Origin of the sequence: Rhizobium chutanense (assembly GCF_002531935.1) — a bacterium.
GTDB classification, from domain to species: Bacteria; Pseudomonadota; Alphaproteobacteria; order Rhizobiales; family Rhizobiaceae; genus Rhizobium; species Rhizobium chutanense.
Window position 1 is genome coordinate 1 of the sequence record NZ_NWSV01000025.1, and the last position, 19,002, is coordinate 19,002.

At 62.5% G+C, this 19,002-nt stretch carries 20 protein-coding genes; 9 read left to right on the forward strand and 11 right to left on the reverse strand.

Going from position 1 to position 19,002, the window contains the following annotated elements:
- The 7 genes from CO666_RS26210 to CO666_RS26240 form a co-directional block, all read left to right on the forward strand.
- A partial coding sequence (locus CO666_RS26210) for a methyl-accepting chemotaxis protein (RefSeq protein ID WP_245436871.1) occupies window positions 1-837 on the forward strand: 837 nt, incomplete at its 5' end.
- Window positions 838-839: 2 nt separating this feature from the next.
- Entirely contained in the window at window positions 840-1,316 is a 477-nt protein-coding gene (locus CO666_RS26215) for a chemotaxis protein CheW (protein ID WP_097614964.1), read from the forward strand.
- A 29-nt stretch (window positions 1,317-1,345) separates the two neighbouring features.
- A complete protein-coding gene (locus CO666_RS26220; protein WP_097614965.1) occupies window positions 1,346-2,200 on the forward strand; it encodes a CheR family methyltransferase in 855 nt (284 codons plus the stop codon).
- 73 nt (window positions 2,201-2,273) lie between these two features.
- Window positions 2,274-3,371, forward strand: coding sequence for a protein-glutamate methylesterase/protein-glutamine glutaminase (locus CO666_RS26225; RefSeq protein ID WP_097614966.1), 1,098 nt, complete (start codon window positions 2,274-2,276; stop codon window positions 3,369-3,371).
- Window positions 3,372-3,571: 200 nt separating this feature from the next.
- The gene (locus CO666_RS26230) at window positions 3,572-4,372 is read left to right on the forward strand and encodes an inositol monophosphatase family protein (RefSeq protein WP_085738313.1); all 801 of its coding nucleotides are present in this window, start codon (window positions 3,572-3,574) and stop codon (window positions 4,370-4,372) included.
- Window positions 4,373-4,484: 112 nt separating this feature from the next.
- On the forward strand, window positions 4,485-5,588 hold the full coding sequence (locus tag CO666_RS26235; protein WP_097614967.1) for a MotA/TolQ/ExbB proton channel family protein: 1,104 nt from the start codon (window positions 4,485-4,487) through the stop codon (window positions 5,586-5,588).
- A gap of 3 nt (window positions 5,589-5,591) precedes the next feature.
- On the forward strand, window positions 5,592-6,623 hold the full coding sequence (locus tag CO666_RS26240; RefSeq protein ID WP_085738311.1) for a peptidoglycan -binding protein: 1,032 nt from the start codon (window positions 5,592-5,594) through the stop codon (window positions 6,621-6,623).
- On the opposite strand, the gene CO666_RS26245 is transcribed toward CO666_RS26240, so the two are convergent.
- The 5 genes from CO666_RS26245 to CO666_RS26265 form a co-directional block, all read right to left on the reverse strand.
- The gene (locus tag CO666_RS26245) at window positions 6,624-7,871 is read right to left on the reverse strand and encodes an RNA polymerase sigma factor (protein WP_097614968.1); all 1,248 of its coding nucleotides are present in this window, start codon (window positions 7,869-7,871) and stop codon (window positions 6,624-6,626) included.
- 6 nt (window positions 7,872-7,877) lie between these two features.
- A complete protein-coding gene (locus CO666_RS26250; RefSeq protein ID WP_097614969.1) occupies window positions 7,878-8,216 on the reverse strand; it encodes a YciI family protein in 339 nt (112 codons plus the stop codon).
- A gap of 258 nt (window positions 8,217-8,474) precedes the next feature.
- Window positions 8,475-8,663, reverse strand: coding sequence for a YegP family protein (locus tag CO666_RS26255; protein ID WP_097614970.1), 189 nt, complete (start codon window positions 8,661-8,663; stop codon window positions 8,475-8,477).
- Window positions 8,664-8,827: 164 nt separating this feature from the next.
- Window positions 8,828-9,820: a Bug family tripartite tricarboxylate transporter substrate binding protein gene (locus tag CO666_RS26260; protein ID WP_097614971.1), complete on the reverse strand. Its 993-nt coding sequence runs from the start codon at window positions 9,818-9,820 to the stop codon at window positions 8,828-8,830.
- Between the two features lie 142 nt (window positions 9,821-9,962).
- A complete protein-coding gene (locus tag CO666_RS26265) occupies window positions 9,963-11,765 on the reverse strand; it encodes an ABC transporter transmembrane domain-containing protein (protein WP_097614972.1) in 1,803 nt (600 codons plus the stop codon).
- Between the two features lie 193 nt (window positions 11,766-11,958).
- Here CO666_RS26265 and rpmE point away from each other — a divergent pair, with 193 nt between their 5' ends.
- Window positions 11,959-12,180, forward strand: coding sequence for a 50S ribosomal protein L31 (gene rpmE / locus CO666_RS26270; RefSeq protein WP_003566413.1), 222 nt, complete (start codon window positions 11,959-11,961; stop codon window positions 12,178-12,180).
- 171 nt (window positions 12,181-12,351) lie between these two features.
- Here rpmE and rcdA read toward each other — a convergent pair whose 3' ends face one another.
- From rcdA to CO666_RS26285, 3 genes are all read right to left on the reverse strand, one after another.
- Window positions 12,352-12,867 (reverse strand): protease adaptor protein RcdA, encoded by a 516-nt coding sequence (gene rcdA, locus CO666_RS26275; RefSeq protein WP_003542804.1) that lies wholly within the window; start codon window positions 12,865-12,867, stop codon window positions 12,352-12,354.
- A gap of 395 nt (window positions 12,868-13,262) precedes the next feature.
- Window positions 13,263-13,454, reverse strand: a complete 192-nt coding sequence (locus tag CO666_RS26280) for a DUF1192 domain-containing protein (protein ID WP_097614973.1) — start codon at window positions 13,452-13,454, stop codon at window positions 13,263-13,265.
- 104 nt (window positions 13,455-13,558) lie between these two features.
- Entirely contained in the window at window positions 13,559-14,872 is a 1,314-nt protein-coding gene (locus CO666_RS26285) for an MFS transporter (RefSeq protein WP_097614974.1), read from the reverse strand.
- Between the two features lie 173 nt (window positions 14,873-15,045).
- On the opposite strand from CO666_RS26285, the gene CO666_RS34295 reads away from it, so the two are divergent.
- Complete coding sequence (locus tag CO666_RS34295) at window positions 15,046-15,210, forward strand: hypothetical protein (RefSeq protein WP_097614975.1); 165 nt, start codon at window positions 15,046-15,048, stop codon at window positions 15,208-15,210.
- Between the two features lie 28 nt (window positions 15,211-15,238).
- Here CO666_RS34295 and CO666_RS26295 read toward each other — a convergent pair whose 3' ends face one another.
- The 3 genes from CO666_RS26295 to CO666_RS26305 form a co-directional block, all read right to left on the reverse strand.
- Complete coding sequence (locus CO666_RS26295; protein WP_097614976.1) at window positions 15,239-16,162, reverse strand: PhzF family phenazine biosynthesis protein; 924 nt, start codon at window positions 16,160-16,162, stop codon at window positions 15,239-15,241.
- A gap of 354 nt (window positions 16,163-16,516) precedes the next feature.
- Window positions 16,517-17,542, reverse strand: coding sequence for a class I fructose-bisphosphate aldolase (locus tag CO666_RS26300; protein WP_097614977.1), 1,026 nt, complete (start codon window positions 17,540-17,542; stop codon window positions 16,517-16,519).
- Window positions 17,543-17,767: 225 nt separating this feature from the next.
- Window positions 17,768-18,970, reverse strand: a complete 1,203-nt coding sequence (locus CO666_RS26305; protein WP_097614978.1) for a phosphoglycerate kinase — start codon at window positions 18,968-18,970, stop codon at window positions 17,768-17,770.
- Between the last annotated feature and the right edge of the window lie 32 nt (window positions 18,971-19,002).

Here is a 19,002-nt window from a genome sequence, read left to right on the forward strand (position 1 = left end):
GGCGCCAGCGAACAGGCAGCTTCCGCCGAAGAGGCTTCCGCCTCGATGGAGCAGATGGCGGCCAACATCAAGCAGAACGCCGACAACGCCGCCCAGACTGAAAAGATCGCCCGCCAGTCGGCCAAGGATGCCGAGATGAGCGGCGAAGCGGTGTCGCGTGCCGTACAGGCGATGCGGACCATCGCCGAAAAGATCGGCATCGTCCAGGAAATCGCCCGCCAGACCGATCTTTTGGCGCTCAACGCCGCCGTCGAAGCGGCACGTGCTGGCGAACACGGCAAGGGTTTTGCGGTCGTCGCTTCGGAAGTGCGCAAGCTTGCCGAACGCAGCCAGTCGGCCGCCGCCGAAATCAGCTCGATGTCCGGCGATACGGTCAAGGCCGCCCAGGATGCCGGCGACATGCTCGGCCGGCTGGTGCCTGACATCCGCAAGACCGCCGAGCTGGTTTCCGAAATCAGTGCCGCCTGCCGCGAGCAGGATATCGGCGCCTCGCAGATCAACGAGGCGATCCAGCAGCTCGACCGAGTGACCCAGCAGAATGCCGGCGCTTCCGAGGAGATGTCGGCAACTTCCGAGGAACTCGCCTCCCAGGCCGAAGAACTGCAGGCGTCGATCGCCTTCTTCAAGATCGACACGGCAGGTGACCGCCAATCCCGCACGCCGGCTGCAAAGGTGACTGTCCGCAGTTCGGCTCCCATCGCCGGCCGCAAGCTCGGCGCCCGGAAACCGGCGGCCAATAGCGTCGCCGGCCAGCAGGCACGGGCAAAGGGTTTCGCTCTCGATCTCTCCATGGGCGGTCCCGATGATGGGGACGCCGAATTCAAGGAAAGCGCCTGATCATGGCTCCAACACCTCTGGAAGCGCAATTCGTGACCTTCAGCCTCGGCGAGGAGATTTTTGCCGTGCCGGTCGAGGTGGTGCGGGAAATCCTCGACTATGCGGAAGCTTTCAAGATTCCGAACGGTCCCGACTACCTGCTCGGCCTGCGCGACGTGCGCGGGCAGGGCGTGCCGACGATCGACCTTCGATTGAAGCTCGGCATGACGAAGACCGAGCCGACGCCGCATACGCGGGTGCTCGTCCTCGACGTGCCGATGGAAAACCGGCTGCTCACCCTCGGCCTCGTCGCCGATCGTGTCTTCGAGGTCACGCCGTTCCGGCGTGACCAAATCGAGACGGCGCCCGACATCGGCGTGCGCTGGCGCTCGGACTATATTGCCGGCGTCGTTCGCCGTGAAAACGGCTTCGTCGTCATCATCGATCTCGCGCGGCTCTTGTCGCGCGAGGACACCTCGGCACTGCAATCGGCCGCCTGACCGCGCGTCAACCCGGAGTACTGCTTTCTATGAGTATGGCAGCGGTGGAAACCCAATTGCCGGGCGACCGGATCAGCAAGCGCAATTTCGAAAAGCTTGCCCGGTTCATCTATGATTATAGCGGCATCAAGATGCCGCCGACCAAGCTGACGATGCTCGAAGGGCGGCTGAGACGCCGCCTTCGCGCAACCAACCATTCGACCTTCGACGATTATTGCGACTTCCTGTTCCACCACGACGGCCTCGCCCAGGAAACGATCTACCTGATCGACGTGGTGACGACGAACAAAACCGACTTCTTCCGCGAAGCCAAGCACTTCGACTACCTGCAGAGCGCGGCGCTGCCGGCGATCGCCAGCAGCGGCGTTCGCACCATCCGCACCTGGAGTTCGGCCTGCTCGACGGGGGCGGAACCCTATACGATGGCGATGGTGCTGGCGGAGTTCACCGAAGGCCGCAACGACGTTTCCTACAGCGTGCTGGCGACCGATCTTTCCACCGACGTGCTGCAGACGGCGCGCCGGGGCATCTATCCGGAAGATCTCATCGCGCCGGTGCCGCGCGATCTGCAGCGCAAATATGTGCTGACGGCCAAGCAGCCGGATCGGCGGGAGGTGCGCATCACGCCGAAACTGCGCAGCAGGATCGGCTTTGCGCGGATGAATCTGATGGACGAGAAATATTCGATCGGGGAGCCGATGCACGTCATCTTCTGCCGCAACGTGCTAATCTACTTCGACAAGCAGACTCAGGCGGGCGTGCTCAACCGCCTCTGCGATTGCCTGGCGAAGGGAGGGTACATGTTCATCGGTCATTCCGAATCGATCACCGGCTTCGATCTGCCGTTGAAGCAGGTCTCCAATACGGTATTTCAGCGTATCTAGTGCTTGTCGATTTTTCCGGGCAATCCCGGGAAAACCGCTTCGCACTTTTCCTGGAATTGCTCTAGGAGCATTCATGGCCAAGAAAATCCGCGTTCTCATCATCGACGATTCCGCCAGCATCCGTCAGACGCTGACGCATGTGCTGGAGCAGGATCCCGATATCGAGATCATGGCGGTGGCTTCCGATCCCTTCGCGGCAGCACGCAAGCTGCTGGAGGAGACCCCCGATGTCATCACGCTCGACGTGGAGATGCCGCGCATGGACGGCATCACTTTCCTGCGCAAGCTGATGGCGCAGCGGCCGATACCCGTGGTGATGTGCTCGTCGCTGACGGAGGCAGGTTCGCAAACGCTAATCCAGGCGCTGGAGGCGGGCGCCGTCGACGTCATTCTGAAATCGAAGATCGGGGCCGCCGACAGTCTTTCCGACGATGCGATGCGCATTCGCGAGATCGTCAAGAGTGCCTCACATGCACGGCTTCCCACTGTCCGCCGCGCCGCCGGAACCATCCGTTCGGCCTCGGCCGACGGGCCGACCAAGAAGCTGACGGCGGATGTCATGCTGCCGCCGCCGACGGGGCGGGCCATGGCGAAGACGACCGAGATGGTCGTCTGCGTCGGCGCCTCCACCGGCGGCACGGAGGCACTGCGCGAATTTCTAGAGGAATTGCCGGCCAATGCGCCCGGCATGGTGATCGTCCAGCATATGCCGGAAAGATTCACCGACGCCTTTGCCAAGCGGCTGAACGGGCTCTGCGAGGTCGAGGTCAAGGAGGCCGTCGACGGCGACCCGGTGCTGCGCGGGCACGTGCTGATTGCGCCCGGCGACAAGCACATGCTGCTCGAACGCCAGGGCGCACGCTACTATGTGAGCGTGAAGACCGGGCCGCTGGTGTCGCGCCACCGGCCTTCGGTCGACGTGCTCTTCCGTTCGGCAGCGCGCTCGGCCGGCTCGAACGCCATGGGGATCATCATGACAGGCATGGGCGACGACGGTGCGCTGGGCATGCTGGAGATGCATCAGGCCGGCGCCTACACGGTGGCGCAGGACGAGGCGAGTTCAATCGTGTTCGGCATGCCGAAAGAGGCGATCGCCAAGGGCGGCGTCGACCGCATCCTGCCGCTCGACCAGATGGCGCGTGAAGTGATGATGACGCAGCAAAAGTTCTGAGGCTGTTTATCCTGATCCGACCGGAATAAATGCCGGTTTCCGGTGCCGCAGGGCAGCCATGCATGCGTCCCCTTGAAATTTCCCCGATTTTGTGGTCTTGAGGCCGCCAATCTTTGCAGCGCTGTCTGTCATGCATGTTCAGGGACACTTCCCGCCCCTGGCAGCGCGCACCTCGTATCAGTCCCAAGGAAAATGCGCCGATGGCCCGTTCAGCTCTTCTCAATGTCATGGTTCAGGCTGCCCTCAAGGCAGGAAAATCGCTGGGACGTGATTTCGGCGAAGTGCAGAACCTGCAGGTTTCGGTAAAGGGGCCCGGCGACTTCGTTTCCAGTGCCGACCGCAAGGCCGAGAAGATCGTCAGGGAAGAGTTGTTGAAGGCCCGTCCGACCTATGGATTCCTCGGCGAGGAAAGCGAAGAGATCAAGGGAACGGACGGAGCACATCGCTGGATCGTCGATCCGCTCGACGGCACGACGAACTTCCTGCACGGCATCCCGGCCTTCGCCGTCTCGATCGCGCTCGAACGCAACGGCGAGATCGTAGCGGCTGTCGTCTTCAATCCGGCGACCGACGAGCTCTATACCGCCGAGCGCGGCGGCGGCGCCTTCCTCAACGACCGGCGCCTGCGCGTCGCGGCCCGTCGCGTGCTGTCGGATTGCGTCATCGGCTGCGGCGTGCCGGCGCTCGGCAAGCGCAATCACGGCAAGTTCCTGGTCGAGCTTCGCCACGTGATGGGCGAAGTGGCGGGCATTCGCCGCCTGGGCTCGCCGACGCTCGATCTTGCCTATGTTGCGGCCGGGCGTTTCGACGGTTTCTGGGAGGCGGAACTTGCTCCCTGGGACATGGCGGCCGGCATCCTGCTCATCCGCGAAGCCGGCGGTTTCGCCACCGATTGGGACGGCGGCACGGCCATTCTGGAGAGCGGCGCGATCGTCGCCGGCAACGAAGCCATCCACAAGGCCCTGGTCGAGGTTATCAAGCGGCCGATCCCGGCCAAGTGAGCGGGTAAAAAACCGGCTGTTGTAAAGTCACGGTTTTCGCCCCGGCATACTTCAATTCGGCACAATGTTGATCTAGTCTCCGCCAGCAATGAGTTCGGAGGCAGCTGAACCTATGGAAAATGTGAATGTGGCGGAGATCGGCTCCACCGAAAAGACGCCGGGCGGTTATGCCTACAGGCTCTCAAGCCCGATGCCGTTCCTCTGGACGATGCTGCTGTTCCTCGTCATCGTCGGCTTTATCGCCGCCATCCTCTTCCGGCAGACGCAGACCGCCTTCATGCACAATCCGGGCCTCAACGGCCTGATCGTCGGCGTTCTCGCAGTCGGAATCATTCTTGTTTTCAACCATGTACTGGCGCTTCGCCCCGAAGTGCGCTGGTTCAACTCGTTTCGGGCCGCCGGTAGCGCCGACAAGGTCAACCGCAATCCGCGGCTGCTGGCGCCGATGCGGGCGCTGATCGGCAGCCGCAAGACCTCCCTGGCGCTGTCGACAACGGCGCTGCGCTCGATCCTCGATTCGATCGCCACCCGCCTCGACGAATCGCGCGACGTTTCTCGCTACCTGATCGGCCTGCTGGTCTTCCTCGGCCTGCTCGGGACGTTCTGGGGCCTCATCGGCACGATCGGTTCGATCAGCATCGTCATCCAGTCGCTCGATGCCGGCTCGAACGGCACGGGGGACGTGCTCTCGGCGCTGAAGGAAGGGCTTTCCACGCCGCTTTCGGGCATGGGTCAGGCGTTCTCCTCCTCGCTGCTCGGCCTTTCCGGTTCACTCATTCTCGGCTTCCTCGACCTGCAGGCCGGGCGCGCGCAGAACCGCTTCTACATGGAGCTGGAAAACTGGCTCTCCTCGGTCACAGATGTCGGCTCCGACCTTGCGCCTGCCCTCGACGCAGTTGCCGGCGCTTCCTCGGACGATATGCGCGCGCTTTCCGATTATCTGCGCAAGGTTTCGGAAGAGGGCGGCAGCGGCACTCAGCGCTCCGTCGCTGCGATGGCGAGCCTTGCCGAAGGCATTCAAGGTCTGGTCAAAAACATGCGCAACGAGCAGCAGATGCTGCGCGACTGGATCGAGGCGCAGCAGGACGAGGCGAAGGCAATGCGCCGGACGCTCGACAGGCTCGCCGAACGTATCGGTGCGCAGGAGCGCGCAGGCGAGCGGGGCGAGCGTTTGCGCGACCGCGCCAGCCAGGCAGAAACGAGCGAGGGCAAGTAGGCCATGGCTCTTGCCCGCAACCGGCGCCGCGAGCGCACGGTGGATTACTGGCCGGGCTTCGTCGATGCGCTGTCGACGCTGCTCATCTCGATCATGTTCCTGCTGACGGTCTTCGTCGTCGGGCAGTTCATCCTCAGCCGCGAGATCACCGGCCGGGATGAGGTGCTCAATCGCCTCAACAGCCAGATCAATGAACTGACCCAGCTTCTCGCGCTCGAAAAGGGCAGCAACCAGGACCTTCAGGATTCGGTTGCCAACCTGCAGGCCTCGCTTGCCGGTGCCGAGAGCGAACGTTCGCGGCTGCAGGCCTTGCTGAGCGCCGGCTCCGGCGGCCAGGATGCGGCGCAGAAGCGGATCGGCGCGATGACGCAGGAGCTTGACGAGCAGAAGCAGGTGAGCGAGCGGGCGCTCAGCCAAGTCGAGTTACTGAATCAGCAGATCGCCGCACTTCGCAGCCAGATCGCCGCCGTCGAAGCAGCCCTTCAGGCGTCGGAGGAGAAAGACCGGGTCTCGCAGACGAAGATCGCCGATCTCGGCAGTCGCCTGAACGTTGCGCTCGCCGCCCGTGTACAGGAGCTGAACCGCTATCGCTCCGACTTCTTCGGTCGCCTGCGCGAGATCCTTTCCGACCGCGAGAATATCCGCATCGTCGGCGACCGTTTCGTCTTCCAGTCGGAAGTGCTGTTTCCCTCGGGCGGCGCCGATCTCAATCCGGAGGGGCAGACGGAGATGGCAAAGCTTGCCGCCGCCCTTCTCGATCTCGCCAAGGAAATTCCGCCGGAGATCAACTGGGTGCTGCGCGTCGACGGCCATACCGACAATGTGCCGCTCGCCGGAACAGGCCGCTATCGCGACAATTGGGAACTCTCCTCGGCGCGCGCGATTTCCGTCGTCAAGTTCCTGATCGGCCAGGGTGTGCCGGCCGACCGGCTCGTTGCCGCCGGCTTCGGCGAATTCCAGCCGATCGCGCCGGGCGATACGCCGGATGCGCGCTCCACCAACCGTCGCATCGAACTGAAGCTGACCGAGAAATGATCAGCCTTGCGTCGCCTGCCGCGCCTTCTTCAGCCGGCCGGTGAGGAAGTCACGCACGGCGGGACTGTCGCTGAGACCGATTGCCGCGATGTAGGCGTCGGCCGCGGTATCGTCACCGGCCTCAGCCAGAAGAAAGGCGCGCACCGCCCAGTAGGGTTGGTAGCTTGCGACCGCGCGGGCATCGAGCTGGTCGAGCCGCTCCAGGCCGGCGGCGGCGCTCGAGGCCCTGCCGATCACCGCAGCCTGGCTCACTCGCGCACCCAGCGTCGGCTTCATCATCACCAGCGCCGCATAGAGTGTTGCCAACGCCTGCCAGTCGGTCTTTCCCGACAGCCGGCGAGCGGCATGCACGGACTGGATCGCCGCCTGGCACTGGAGGGGGCCGAAACGCTCGAAACCTCCGGCCTTTCGCAGCAGCGCATCGGCTTCCGCCATCATGATCACATTCCAGGCCGCCGTATCCTGCTCGTCCAGCGGCACATATCGGCCATCGCTGTCGCGCCGGGCGCTGCGGCGGGATTCGCAGTGAAGCATCAGGGAAAGAAGACCGATCGCCTCCGGTTCGTCCGGCAGTACCGCAAGAAGCGCGCGGCCGAGCCAGATCGCCTCGCCGGCGAGCGAATGGTGCTCTTTCTCGCCGTCGAGACCGTCCCATCCGAGGCCGTAGGCGGCGTAGATCGCCGAAAGCACGGCCGCGAGCCGTTGCGGCAGTGCAGGGCGAGGCGGGATGGCGAAGGGAATGCCGGCATCACGGATCTTTACCTTGGCCCGTACCAACCGCTGGCTCATCGCCTCCGGCGAAACGACGAAGGCCCGTGCGATGGTTTTCGCTTCGATGCCGAGAACGGTCTGCAGCATCAGCGCGGTATGGACGGAGCTGTCGATGGCCGGATGAGTGCAGGCAAACAGCAGTTTCAGCCGCTCGTCGGGAAAGACGGCTGTGCCGGCCTCGTTCATGCGTTCCTCCGCTTCTTCGAAGGCGAGCGATATCGTCATTTGCGCCTTGGCCGCGACGGTGCGATGGCGGGCGGCCTGCATGAGATTGCGCCGCGCGGCCACCAGCAGCCAGGCTTCCGGATTGTCCGGAACGCCGCGCTCCGGCCAGACGCGAAGAGCCGAAGCCAGCGCTTCCGACAATGCGTCTTCCGCCGCCGGCACATCACGCGAGCGGGCGGCGAGGAAGGCGATCAGCTTGCCGTAGGATTGACGCGCCACCTGTTCGGCGACGCGTCCGGCGTCGGGCGGCATCGCACCTCACATCTGCAGGCGCGGGCGCACCTCGACCGAACCCTTGTCGGAGATCGGCACGCGGGTCGCCCATTCGAGTGCGGTATCGATGTCGGGAACTTCGATCAGATAAAAGCCGCCGAGCTGCTCCTTGCCTTCCGGATAGGGGCCGTCCTGAACATCGTGATCCTCGCCTTTGCGGCGTATGACCGTGCCGGTCTCGGGCGCTGTCAGCCCGGCGCCGCCGGTCATGATCCCCGCCTGGGCAAGCGCCTTGCTGTAGGCGACCCAGCCGTCGCGATAGGCGGGGTCGTCACGGCGGGCGAAATCCTCGGGGGCTTCGCGAATGATGAGAGCATATTGCATGGAAAACTCCTGATCTCGTTGTTGGCGTTGATCCAGGCATCCCGATATAGGGAACCAATATTCCATAGTGACGCCCGGCGGAGCGGTTCGGCCGTTCCGAGACAATGAGGCGCGGCCAGCGATCTTTTCGACATGGCCTTCAAAAAATATGCGAAAAAAAGAAATGGCGCCAAGGTCACAAGCAAACGCTTCGGGCTCAAGGCCGATGGCGCTTGGAGGCGCGGGCAGGGCGGCGCTTCGCGCCGCCACTGCTGCTGATCAGGATTCGGCCTTCGTCTGATCGACGACTTCGGCACTGGGCGTGTTCTTCTTGATGGATTCGATGGCGCTCAAGGCGGAGGCCTTCGCCTTGTAGCCCTCGGACGAGAACATGGATTCCCCGTTCGAGGCCTTGAAGCGGAAGCGGAACTCGCCGGCCTTATCCTTATAAACTTCGAATTTATACATGGATGTCTCCCGAAACGCTGAATTGCAACCATCAGCTTAGTGGAGGCTAGACCAAAATGGTGAGCTTTTCCACTGCCTTAATTAGAATTCGATTGCTTAGCGTCCAATTGTCACCACTCTGATTGGACGCAAGCGAAGGGATGGCAAGCGATTGCCTGCTCGTCTCACTCCATCTGGATGTTGGCGCCCTTGACCACCGGTCCCCATTTGGCGAGCTCGGCCTTGACGTGGGTGGCAAGTTGCTCCGGCGTCGAGCCGACGATGGTGGCGCTGAATTCCTTCATGCGCTCAGCAACGGCCGGGTCGGCGAGCGCCTTTTTGGCCGAGGCGTTGAGGCGCATCACCACCTCGTTCGGCGTTTTGGCCGGAGCGAAAAGCGCGTTCCAGGTATAGGTTTCATAGCCCGGAATGCCTGACTCGGCGATTGTGGGCACATCGGGGAAGGAGGGCGCGCGTTCGGCTGTCGTCACCGCCAGCGCCCTGAGGGTGCCGGCCTTAATGTGGCTGGACGAGGAAGGAAGATTGTCGAACATGATCGGCACTTGGTTGCCGATGACGTCGTTCAATGCCGGGCCGGCGCCCTTATAGGGAATGTGCTGCATGGCGACGCCGGCCATCGACTTGAAAAGTTCGCCGGACAAATGCAGCGGCGTGCCGTTGCCGGACGAGGCGTAGCTGTATTTGTCGGGCTCGGCCTTCAGCAGCGCGATCAGCTCCTGGACGGTCTTTACAGGCAATTCCGGATTGACGACCAGCACGTTCGGCACGACGACAAGCAGCGAGACCGGGGCGAAATCCTTCTCCGGATCGTAAGGGGTCGATTTGAGGATCAGCGGATTGAGCGCGTGGGTCGCGACCGTGCCCATCAGGATGGTGTAGCCGTCCGGTTCGGCGCGGGCGACGTTACCGGCGCCGAGATTGCCGCCGGCGCCGGCGACGTTCTGGACGATCACCTGCTGGCCGAGATCCTCCGACATCTTCTGCGCGACGATGCGGGCAACGACGTCGGTCGAGCCGCCGGCCGCGAAGGGCACGACCATGGTGATCGCGCGGTCGGGAAAATCCGCAGCCGTGGCAGACATGGCGAGACCAAGCGTTGCGGTCAGGCCAAGAGCGAGCGCAAGGCCCGTGCGTCGCGTCATATCGGAAAGCGCCATTCCTATCTCCTCCCAAGAATGTCAACGGCAATATCCCCACCCCGGGGAATGAAGAGGGTAGGGCGGGAGGTGCGAAAGACAACCGCAGGAAGGGCAGTCGGGCTCAGACTTTAGTCGCGGTTTGCAGGAGAAGCGCCGCCGGCTATTTCGCGGCGGCGAGCACGTCTTCATTGGCGGCATCGAATTGCAGCTTCGCCAGCCGTGCGTAGATGCCGCCGTGGCGAATCAGGCTCTGATGCGTACCCTCCTCGACGACACGGCCCTGATCCATGACGAGGATGCGGTCGGCTTTCAATACGGTTGCCAGGCGATGGGCGATGACAAGCGTCGTGCGGCCGTCCACCAGCCCGTCGAGTGCCTTCTGCACCAGCGTCTCGCTTTCGGCGTCAAGTGCGGAGGTCGCTTCGTCGAGCAGCAGCACGGGCGCATTTTTCAGGATGGCGCGGGCAATGGCGATGCGCTGACGCTGGCCACCTGAGAGTGTGATGCCGCGCTCGCCGACCTCGGTCTCGTACCCTTGATCCAACCGCGTGATGAATTCATCCGCCTGGGCGGCACGGGCTGCGGCGCGGACCTCGTCGCGCGAGGCGCCGGGACGGCCGAAGGCGATGTTGTCATGGATGGAGGCGGCAAAGATAGTGACGTCCTGCGGCACGATAGCGATGCGCTGGCGCAACTCGTCCGGCGTCGTCAGCTGCGCGTCGACATCGTCGATCTTCACGCTGCCCTGCTGCGGATCGTAGAAGCGTAAGAGCAGCGAGAAGACGGTGCTCTTGCCGGCACCGGAAGGGCCGACGATGGCCACGGTCTCACCCGGCGTGATGGCGAAGCTCAAGCCATGCAGGGCCGACTTGCCGGGACGCGAGGGATAGGCGAAATGCACATCGGAAAATTCGACGCGGCCACGGCCGGGCGAAGGCAGAGACTGCGGGCTGGCGGGGGCTGATATCGGCGAGACCTCGTCGAGAAGCTCGGTCAGCCGGTCGGCGGCGCCGGCTGCCTGGGAGAGTTCGCCCCAGACCTCCGACAGCGCGCCCAGCGAACCGGCTGATATGACGGCGTAGAGCAGGAACTGGCCGAGCGTGCCGGCCGAAAGCGTGCCGGCAAGCACGCTGTGGGCGCCGACCCAGAGCACGGCGACGACGCTGCCGAAGATCAGCGTGATAGCGATCCCCGTCAGCAGCGCGCGCGAGCGGATGGCGGCGCGGGCCGCGTCATAGGCGGATTCGACGGCGGTGCCGTAGCGTGCCGCTGCCGCGTCCTCGCCATTGAAAGCCTGGACCGTGCGTGTGGCAGCGACCGTCTCGTTGGCGAAAGCGGAGGCTTCGGCGAGCGTGTCCTGAGCGGCGCGCGAGCGCTTGCGCACCGAGCGGCCGAAGGCGACGAGCGGGAAGACGATCAGCGGGATCGCACCGATGACGAGGCTCGAAAGCTTCGGCGAGGTGACGATCATCATGCCCATGGCGCCGAGACAGAGGATGAGGTTCCTGAGCGCCACCGAGGCGGTGGCGCCGACGGCGGATTTGATCTGCGTGGTATCGGCGGTCAGGCGCGAGACGATCTCGCCGGACTGGTTGACGTCGAAGAAGGAGGGCGACAGCCGGGTCACATGGGCAAAGACGTCGCGGCGCAGATCGGCGACAATGCGCTCGCCGATGGTGATGACGAAATAATAACGCATCGCACTTGCGACCGCGAGCACGATGGCCATGACCATCAGCATGGCGAAATAGCTGTTGATGAAACGGCCGTCGGACTGGGTGAAGCCGTGATCGATCATACGGCGCACGGCAAGCGGCAGTGTCAGCGAGGTGATGGCGGCAAGCGCCAGCGATATCAGCGCCCCGGCCACCATGCCGCGATAGCGCATGACATATGGTGTCAGTCTGCCGAGCGGCCGCAACGACCGCCTTTTGTTTTCCTCAGCCCGTGCCTGCTCTGCCAAATCGTCTCCGATCACCCGCAGGACCCGCGCAATGCGGCCTGTTGGCTCTTGTTATCTAGGCGTCCTTCATGTATAGGCACGCCATCCTAATGGGAAGCCGTAGCCATCACGACTGCGGCTTCATTTATTCAATCGGTTCGGTGGCCGCAACTGGATGCGGCAAATTGAACTCCGGTATCGCAGGAAGATTGTTATGAAGGCAGGCATCCATCCCGACTATCACATGATCAAGGTGGTCATGACCGATGGCACCGAATACGAAACCCGCTCGACCTGGGGTTCGGAGGGTGCTGTCATGAACCTCGAAATCGATTCCAAGTCGCATCCGGCCTGGACCGGCGGCAACCAGCAGCTCATGGACCGCGGTGGCCGTGTCTCCAAGTTCAACAAGCGTTTCGGCGGCCTCGGCCTCTAATCGCTTCTGCTCGACGGAATTCGAAGAGAGCCCGGTTTCACCGGGCTTTTTTGCGTGCTGCGCCCAGCATGGGCGCGCGACCAGATGGTTCGGGAATAGCGGCGTTCAGCGACAAACAAAAAACCGGCCGCGTGAGACGCAGCCGGTTTATATGGAATGCCCGAGGGCCGATCAGTTGTTGCCGAAGGCGGTCTGCAGCAGGGAAAGCTGGGCCTGGACGCTGTTCTGATTATCATGAACGATCACGGCTTCGGACGGGCGATAGATTTCGCGGTCGAGCAAGGCGATACGATTCTGCAGGCGCAACGAGCGTTCGACGAGGTCGCGGAAAGATTCCGGCAGGTCGCCCCAGCCGGGCGCGGCGCGGTCGACGTTGAAGCCGTCGAGGCGGACCTTGTTCTTTTCGGCCAGTACCTGATCGCGAGACATTTCGCCATTGTTGACGGCGCGCTGCAGCAGCAGCCAGGAGGCCATCTGCATCAGGCGGGTGGTGAGACGCATCGATTCCGCGGCGTAGAGGACCGAAGCCATCCGCGGCAGAACCTTGGAAGCGGCGCGACCCTGGCCATCCAGATAGGCGGCAGTTTCTTCGACCAGCGACATGCCTTCCGCATAAAGTGCCTTGAACTGCGAGGATGCAGCGGCGCGGCCCGCAAAACTGATCGTGTTCAATCCAACTTCCGACATCGCAATAGTCCCTGTTGCACGCAGCTACTTATAATTCAGGTAACGCCGACCCAGACGGAAAAGTTTCCTGTGCCGGTCTTTATGACTTTAAGATGGTATCATTAGCCCAAATGCGCAAGCCGTTTCTTAAGAAAGGGTTAATCTCCACAGTTTCGTGGAAAGGCGCCGGTGATGGGAAAAAGAAGAGCCGCAAAAGCGGCTCTCAAGGTAAAACAGGGAGAAAAATCAGACCAATTCACCGCTTGGAAAACTGTCTGAAATCCAGAGAAAATCTGGATGAGTACAGTAATATCTTATAAAGCTTAATATTTTATTAACATTGTGCCGGATTAAGACTTGAGGCTGGCTCATTTTGTAAGCCTATAGCCTTGTTTTCAGGCGTTTTTAGCAGCAGCTTAGGAGCGGAAGAAGTTTTCCGCCGCCTGCCGCCCGGAGGCTTTGCGAGCGGCTTCGGCTTCGAGTCTTGCGATCTCCGTCTTCAGCAATTCCACTCGCGCCTTCAGCTCATCCACCGAAAGCATGGAGAGATCAGCGCCGATCTCGTGGGCGAGTTTTTTCTGCGGCCGGTCGTCGTCGATGAAGCTCATGGTTCGTCCTCCGTTTGCTGTTCTGGCGTTCTTTAGGCAATTCCCGGCAAAACCGCTTCGCGCTTTGCCTGGGAAAACCGCTTCGCGCTTTGCCTGGAATTGCTCTAGCCGAACTTTACAGCAGGATCGCCGCTTTCGGGAGACTTCCCGGTTTCAGCAGCTTTGCCGGCTTCAGGAGGTTTGGGGCCGCGATCGGCAAGTGACATGCTTTGCGGCGTCAGCATCGGCGAGGTGCCGGTCGGGATCGTTGTATAGGCGTCGCGATCGCTGACCGGGACGGCGGCGCGGATGCGACTCCTGATGATGGCGTAAACGGTGATCAGCACGTGGGCGACTGATGTAACGAGGAAGAGCGCATGCGGGGTGATCACCGACATGACGGGGCCTCCGATCGTCGGGCCGATCACCGTGCCGATGCCGTAGAGCAGCAGCAGGCCACCGGAGACCTTGACGAAATCCTCCGCCGCGGCGAAGTCGTTCGCATGGGCGACGGCGATCGGATAGAGCGTGTTTGCCACTGCGCCGTAGAGAACGACGAGCCCGATCAGCAAGGCCGGAGACGTCGGGTGGAGCAGGAAGATCAGCAAGCCGGCAACGGCTGCTATCGCCGACATTGCGGCGAGCACGTAGCGCCGGTCTATCCGGTCAGAAAGCCGGCCGGCCGGCAGCTGCATCAACGCACCGGCGAAGATGGTGGCGCTCATCATGACGGCGATGCTGGTGTCGGAGAGGCCGGCGCCGGCGCCGAAGACGGCGCCGAGCGTGCCATAGGCACCGTTGGCGATGCCGACGAGCAGGATGCCGAGGCAGGAGACCGGCGAATTGCGGTAAAGCGCCGGCAGGTCGAGGCGCACCGCCTTCAGCGGCTGCGGCGAAGCGGCGGTCGAAAGCGTCGTCGGCAGCATGGCGATGCAATAGAAAATGCCGCAGATCATGAACAGCACCGGCGTGCGCACATCCTCGAGCGGTATCATCATCTGGCCGCCGACGACACCGAGCAGCGTGATGCCGATATAGAGCGAGAAGATCGCGCCACGGCTCTCATTGCTGGCGCGCTCGTTCAGCCAGCTTTCGATGATCATCGAGGTGCCGGCGGTCGAGAAGCCGGTGACGGCGCGCAGGACCACCCACCAGACCGGATGGATGATGATGCCGCTGACCAGCGCGATGATGGCGATAATGGAGATGAAGCCGGAGAAGGCTCTGACATGGCCGACGCGGCGCACCAGTTTCGGCGCCACCAGGCAGCCGATGACGAAACCTCCGGCCCATGAGGTGCCGAGCAGACCGAGCGTCGTCGTGGCGTAACCTTCGAGATTGCCGCGCACGGGGAGCAGGATGCCCTGCAGACCGTTGCCCATGAAAAGAAAGAGCGTGCCAAAGAGCAACGCGGCGACGGACAGCAGGTTTCTCTTCATTTCCCTAGACTCGGTCTCAGTGATTTTGGCATGGACATAAGGCACGACCTGCGTCAGCCCAGCCTCAAGATGATTGATTGTGCCCCGGAATGCCTTTACGGCGTGTGGATATCCTGTGTTGGCGCCTAAAAATGTCCGTCCTGTGACATTCCAGAAAAACGGAAAAATAAAGCATGACAAAGCTGATAGCCTTGTTGCTCATCCTTGCGATGGCGATACAGGTGATCAAGCCGCTCGGGCTTCCGGGCCTCAGGCGGCGGGTGGATTTCTGGAAGATCGCGCTGATCGCTTTCGCCATCTGGGCATTGGCCCTGCTTTCGCGCGATTTCCTGATGTAAGCCCCGGACTCAAGCCTCGATGCGGCTGTCAGTCCCGCAGGATGATTTCACCGCGCATGACCGAAACGGAGCTTCCCGAGATCATGACATCGGTGACGATGCCGCCGGATTTTGCGACGTCGAGGGTGATGACGCTGCGGCGACCCATTTCGACGCCCTGTTCAATCGTGATGCGGACGTTCATATCGGCGTCCGGCGCCAGCGTGACGAGATAGGCGCCGAGAGCTGCCGAAGCACTGCCGGTTGCCGGATCCTCAGGTACGTTGTCGAGCGGCGCGAACATGCGGGCGCGGATCGTCCATGGATTTTCAGCTGTTCTGGCGTAAACGAAGAGCGAGAAGTCGTGGCCGCTCGTCGTCTGGCGGCCGGCGGCGGCCTGGAACCCGGCAAGGTTCGGACGGGCGGCGGAGAGCGCCTCGAGCCCGCTCAATTCGGCAATGGCGAAATTCAGGCCGACGGAGGCAAAGACCGGGGCATGGGTGGTTGCGACGATGGCGTCGGGTTCGAGCGTAATGCAGCGGGCGATGGTTTCCTTGGCAATGGCATCGCCGATCGTCAGCGGCTGCGGCGCGCGGATGGCGGTGGCTGCGATCGTTCCGCCGCTGCGTCTCAGCTCGATTTCGACGATGCCGGCTTCTTCCTCGAAGCGCAGCGTGTCGCCGACCGGCTTGCCGAAGATTTCCGCCTGCTGGCCGAGTACATAGGCGGTGCCGACATTCGGATGGCCGGCAAAGGGGATCTCCATCGTCGGAGTGAAGATGCGCACGCGGGCGGAATTTTCGGGATTTTCAGGCGGCAGGACGAAGGTGACTTCGGAATAGTTGAACTCGGTGGCGATCTTCTGCATCGCCGCATCGCTGAGACCGCGCGCATCAGAAATGACGGCAAGCGGGTTGCCCTCGAAGCGGGTGGAGGTGAAGACATCGACGGTGACGTAGGAGAGGGTGTTCATCGCGGCTCCTGTTGTGGCGGCCGCTATGAATAATCACGGATTTTGACGGGACGAAGCGGTTTCTTGTCGCCGTGACAATGAGGGGGGATGTGTGTTTGGCGCTGATTTCTCCAGAGGGGCGTTGGCGGAGGAAAGCATCTCCCCAGGTTCCCTCATTCCTGTGCTCGTCACAGGAATCCAGCCACGGCGCGTCCGCGCCGTGAATGACTTCTCATACAAGGGCAGTTTCCCGCGCCCAAAGACTTGGGCGCACTGGATTCCTGTGACAGGCACAGGAATGAGGGAGGCGAAGGAACCGGACAGGAGCGGCAACGTTGTGGTTGCCGCTCCGCCCGCAATTTCAAGCCCGAAAACTCAAGCGGCCTTTTCCAGGTCTTTCTTCCAGCTGCCCTTGGCGGCGAGGCTGTTCATCTCGGCGCGGTGGGTGAATTCGCGCTGGCCGGCGGCGACGTTTTCCGGCTTGCCGTTCCAGGCCTTGAGCGCGCTGTCCTGCAGGGCGCGGCCGTAGGAGAAGGTGACGAACCAGGGCAGATCGGCCGTGGCGTTGATGGCGGAAAGGTGTGCGCTCGCTTCTTCGGTCGACTGGCCGCCGGAGAGGAAGGCGATGCCGGGAACTGCTGACGGAACCGTGCGCTTCAGAACCTGCACGGTGCGTTCGGCAACTTCCGCGACTGAGGCCTTGCGAGCGTTCTTGCCGTCGATGACCATATTCGGCTTCAGGATCATGCCTTCGAGGCTGACGCGGGCATCGGCCAGTTCTTCAAAAACGATGCGCAGCGTGGATTCGGTCACTTCGGCGCAGCGGTCGATATTGTGGTCGCCCGGCTTGCCGTCCATCAGGCATTCCGGCTCGACGATCGGAACGATCTTGGCCTCCTGGCAGAGGGCGGCATAGCGGGCAAGCGCCTGAGCGTTGGCGCGGACCGAGCCGCGGGTCGGCAGCGACGACGAGATGGCGATGACGCCGCGCCACTTGGCGAAACGGGCGCCGGCTTCATAATAGCGGGCAAGGCGTTCGCCGAGGCCATCGAGGCCTTCGGTGATGGTTTCGCCCGGATATTTGGCCATAGGCTTGGCGCCGGTATCGACCTTGATGCCGGGAATGGATCCGGCAGCGCGGATGATGTCGACGAAAGGCGTGCCGTCGGCAGCCTTCTGGAACAGCGTCTCTTCGTAGAGGATGACGCCGGAGATATATTTCTTCATCGCCTCGTCGGAGCGGAAGAGCATCTCGCGGTAGTCGCGGCGGCTCGTTTCCGTCGATTCGAGGTTGATCGTGTCGAAACGCTTCTTGATGGTGGAGGTCGATTCATCTGCGGCAAGCAGTCCCCGGCCGCCCGCAACCATCTGCACTGCAATGTCTTCCAATCGTTCGCTCATCTCGTTCTCTCCACAGCATGAAACATCGGCGGTTTAAGAATATAGGACGGCGATAACAGAAGTTTATAGAGAGGAAAATGGAAGGCTAAGTCACTGAAACGATTGAAATCAATTCAATCGTTTGAAAAAATGGGATTTTTTCCGGCTCTTGAGCAAATGACCGCGGAAGCGCCTTGGCTCCCGCGATCTATCCACATGTAAAACCTGTCAAATCGGGTTTTGGTGCTATCGGCCGGCGTTAAGGACGGCGACGCCCGGAAGCTCCTTGCCTTCCATCCATTCGAGGAAAGCGCCGCCGGCGGTGGAGACATAGCTGAAATCGTCGGCAACGCCGGCATGGTTCAGTGCCGAGACAGTGTCGCCGCCGCCGGCAACGGAAGTGAGCTTGCCGGCCGCAGTGCGCTCTGCGGCGTATTTCGCGGCAGCGACGGTGGCGGCATCGAAGGGTTCGATCTCGAAGGCGCCGAGCGGGCCGTTCCAGACGAGGGTCGAAGCGCGCTCGATCCAGGCGTTGATGGCTTCGACCGATTTCGTCCCGACATCGAGCACCATGGCATCGGCCGGAATGGCGTTGATATCGACCGTCTCGTTGGCGGCACCCGCCTTGAATTCGCGGGCAACGACGCCGTCTTCCGGCAGGATGATGGCGCAGCCTGATGTCGCGGCCTCGATCATGATCTGCTTGGCGGTTTCGGCGAGATCATGCTCGCAGAGCGACTTGCCGACATTGGTGCCGCGGGCGGCGATGAAGGTATTGGCCATGCCGCCGCCGATGACGAGCGCATCGACCTTCTTCACGAGGTTCATCAGGAGGTCGATCTTGGTCGAGACCTTGGCGCCGCCGACGATCGCGACAACCGGGCGGGCGGGATCGCCGAGGCCCTTTTCCAGCGCTTCCAGCTCGGCCTGCATGGTGCGGCCGGCATAGGCCGGCAGGTGGTGGGCAAGGCCTTCCGTCGAGGCATGGGCGCGATGGGCGGCGGAGAAGGCGTCATTGACATAAATATCGCCGTTGGCGGCAAGCGCCTTGGTGAAATCGGGATCGTTCTTTTCCTCGCCCTTGTGGAAGCGGGTGTTTTCCAGAAGCAGGATATCGCCGTCATTCATCGCCGCGACGGCGGAGGCGGCGGCCTCGCCGATGCAGTCGGAAGCCGTCAGCACCGCATGATCGAACACTTCCTCGACGGAAGGGGCGATCAGCGACAGCGACAGATCCGGCGAGGGGCCGTCTTTCGGCCGGCCGAAATGGGCCAGCAGGATGACCTTGGCACCCTTGCCTGATAGTTCGAGGATCGTCGGGGCCACACGCTCGATGCGCGTCGTATCGGTGACCTTGCCGTCCTTTACGGGCACGTTGAGGTCGACGCGGACGAGAACGCGCTTGCCGCGGATGTCGTTGAGATCGTCGATGGTCTTGAAAGAAGGCATGGGCAGATCCAGTCTTGGTTGGCGGAAGTTGC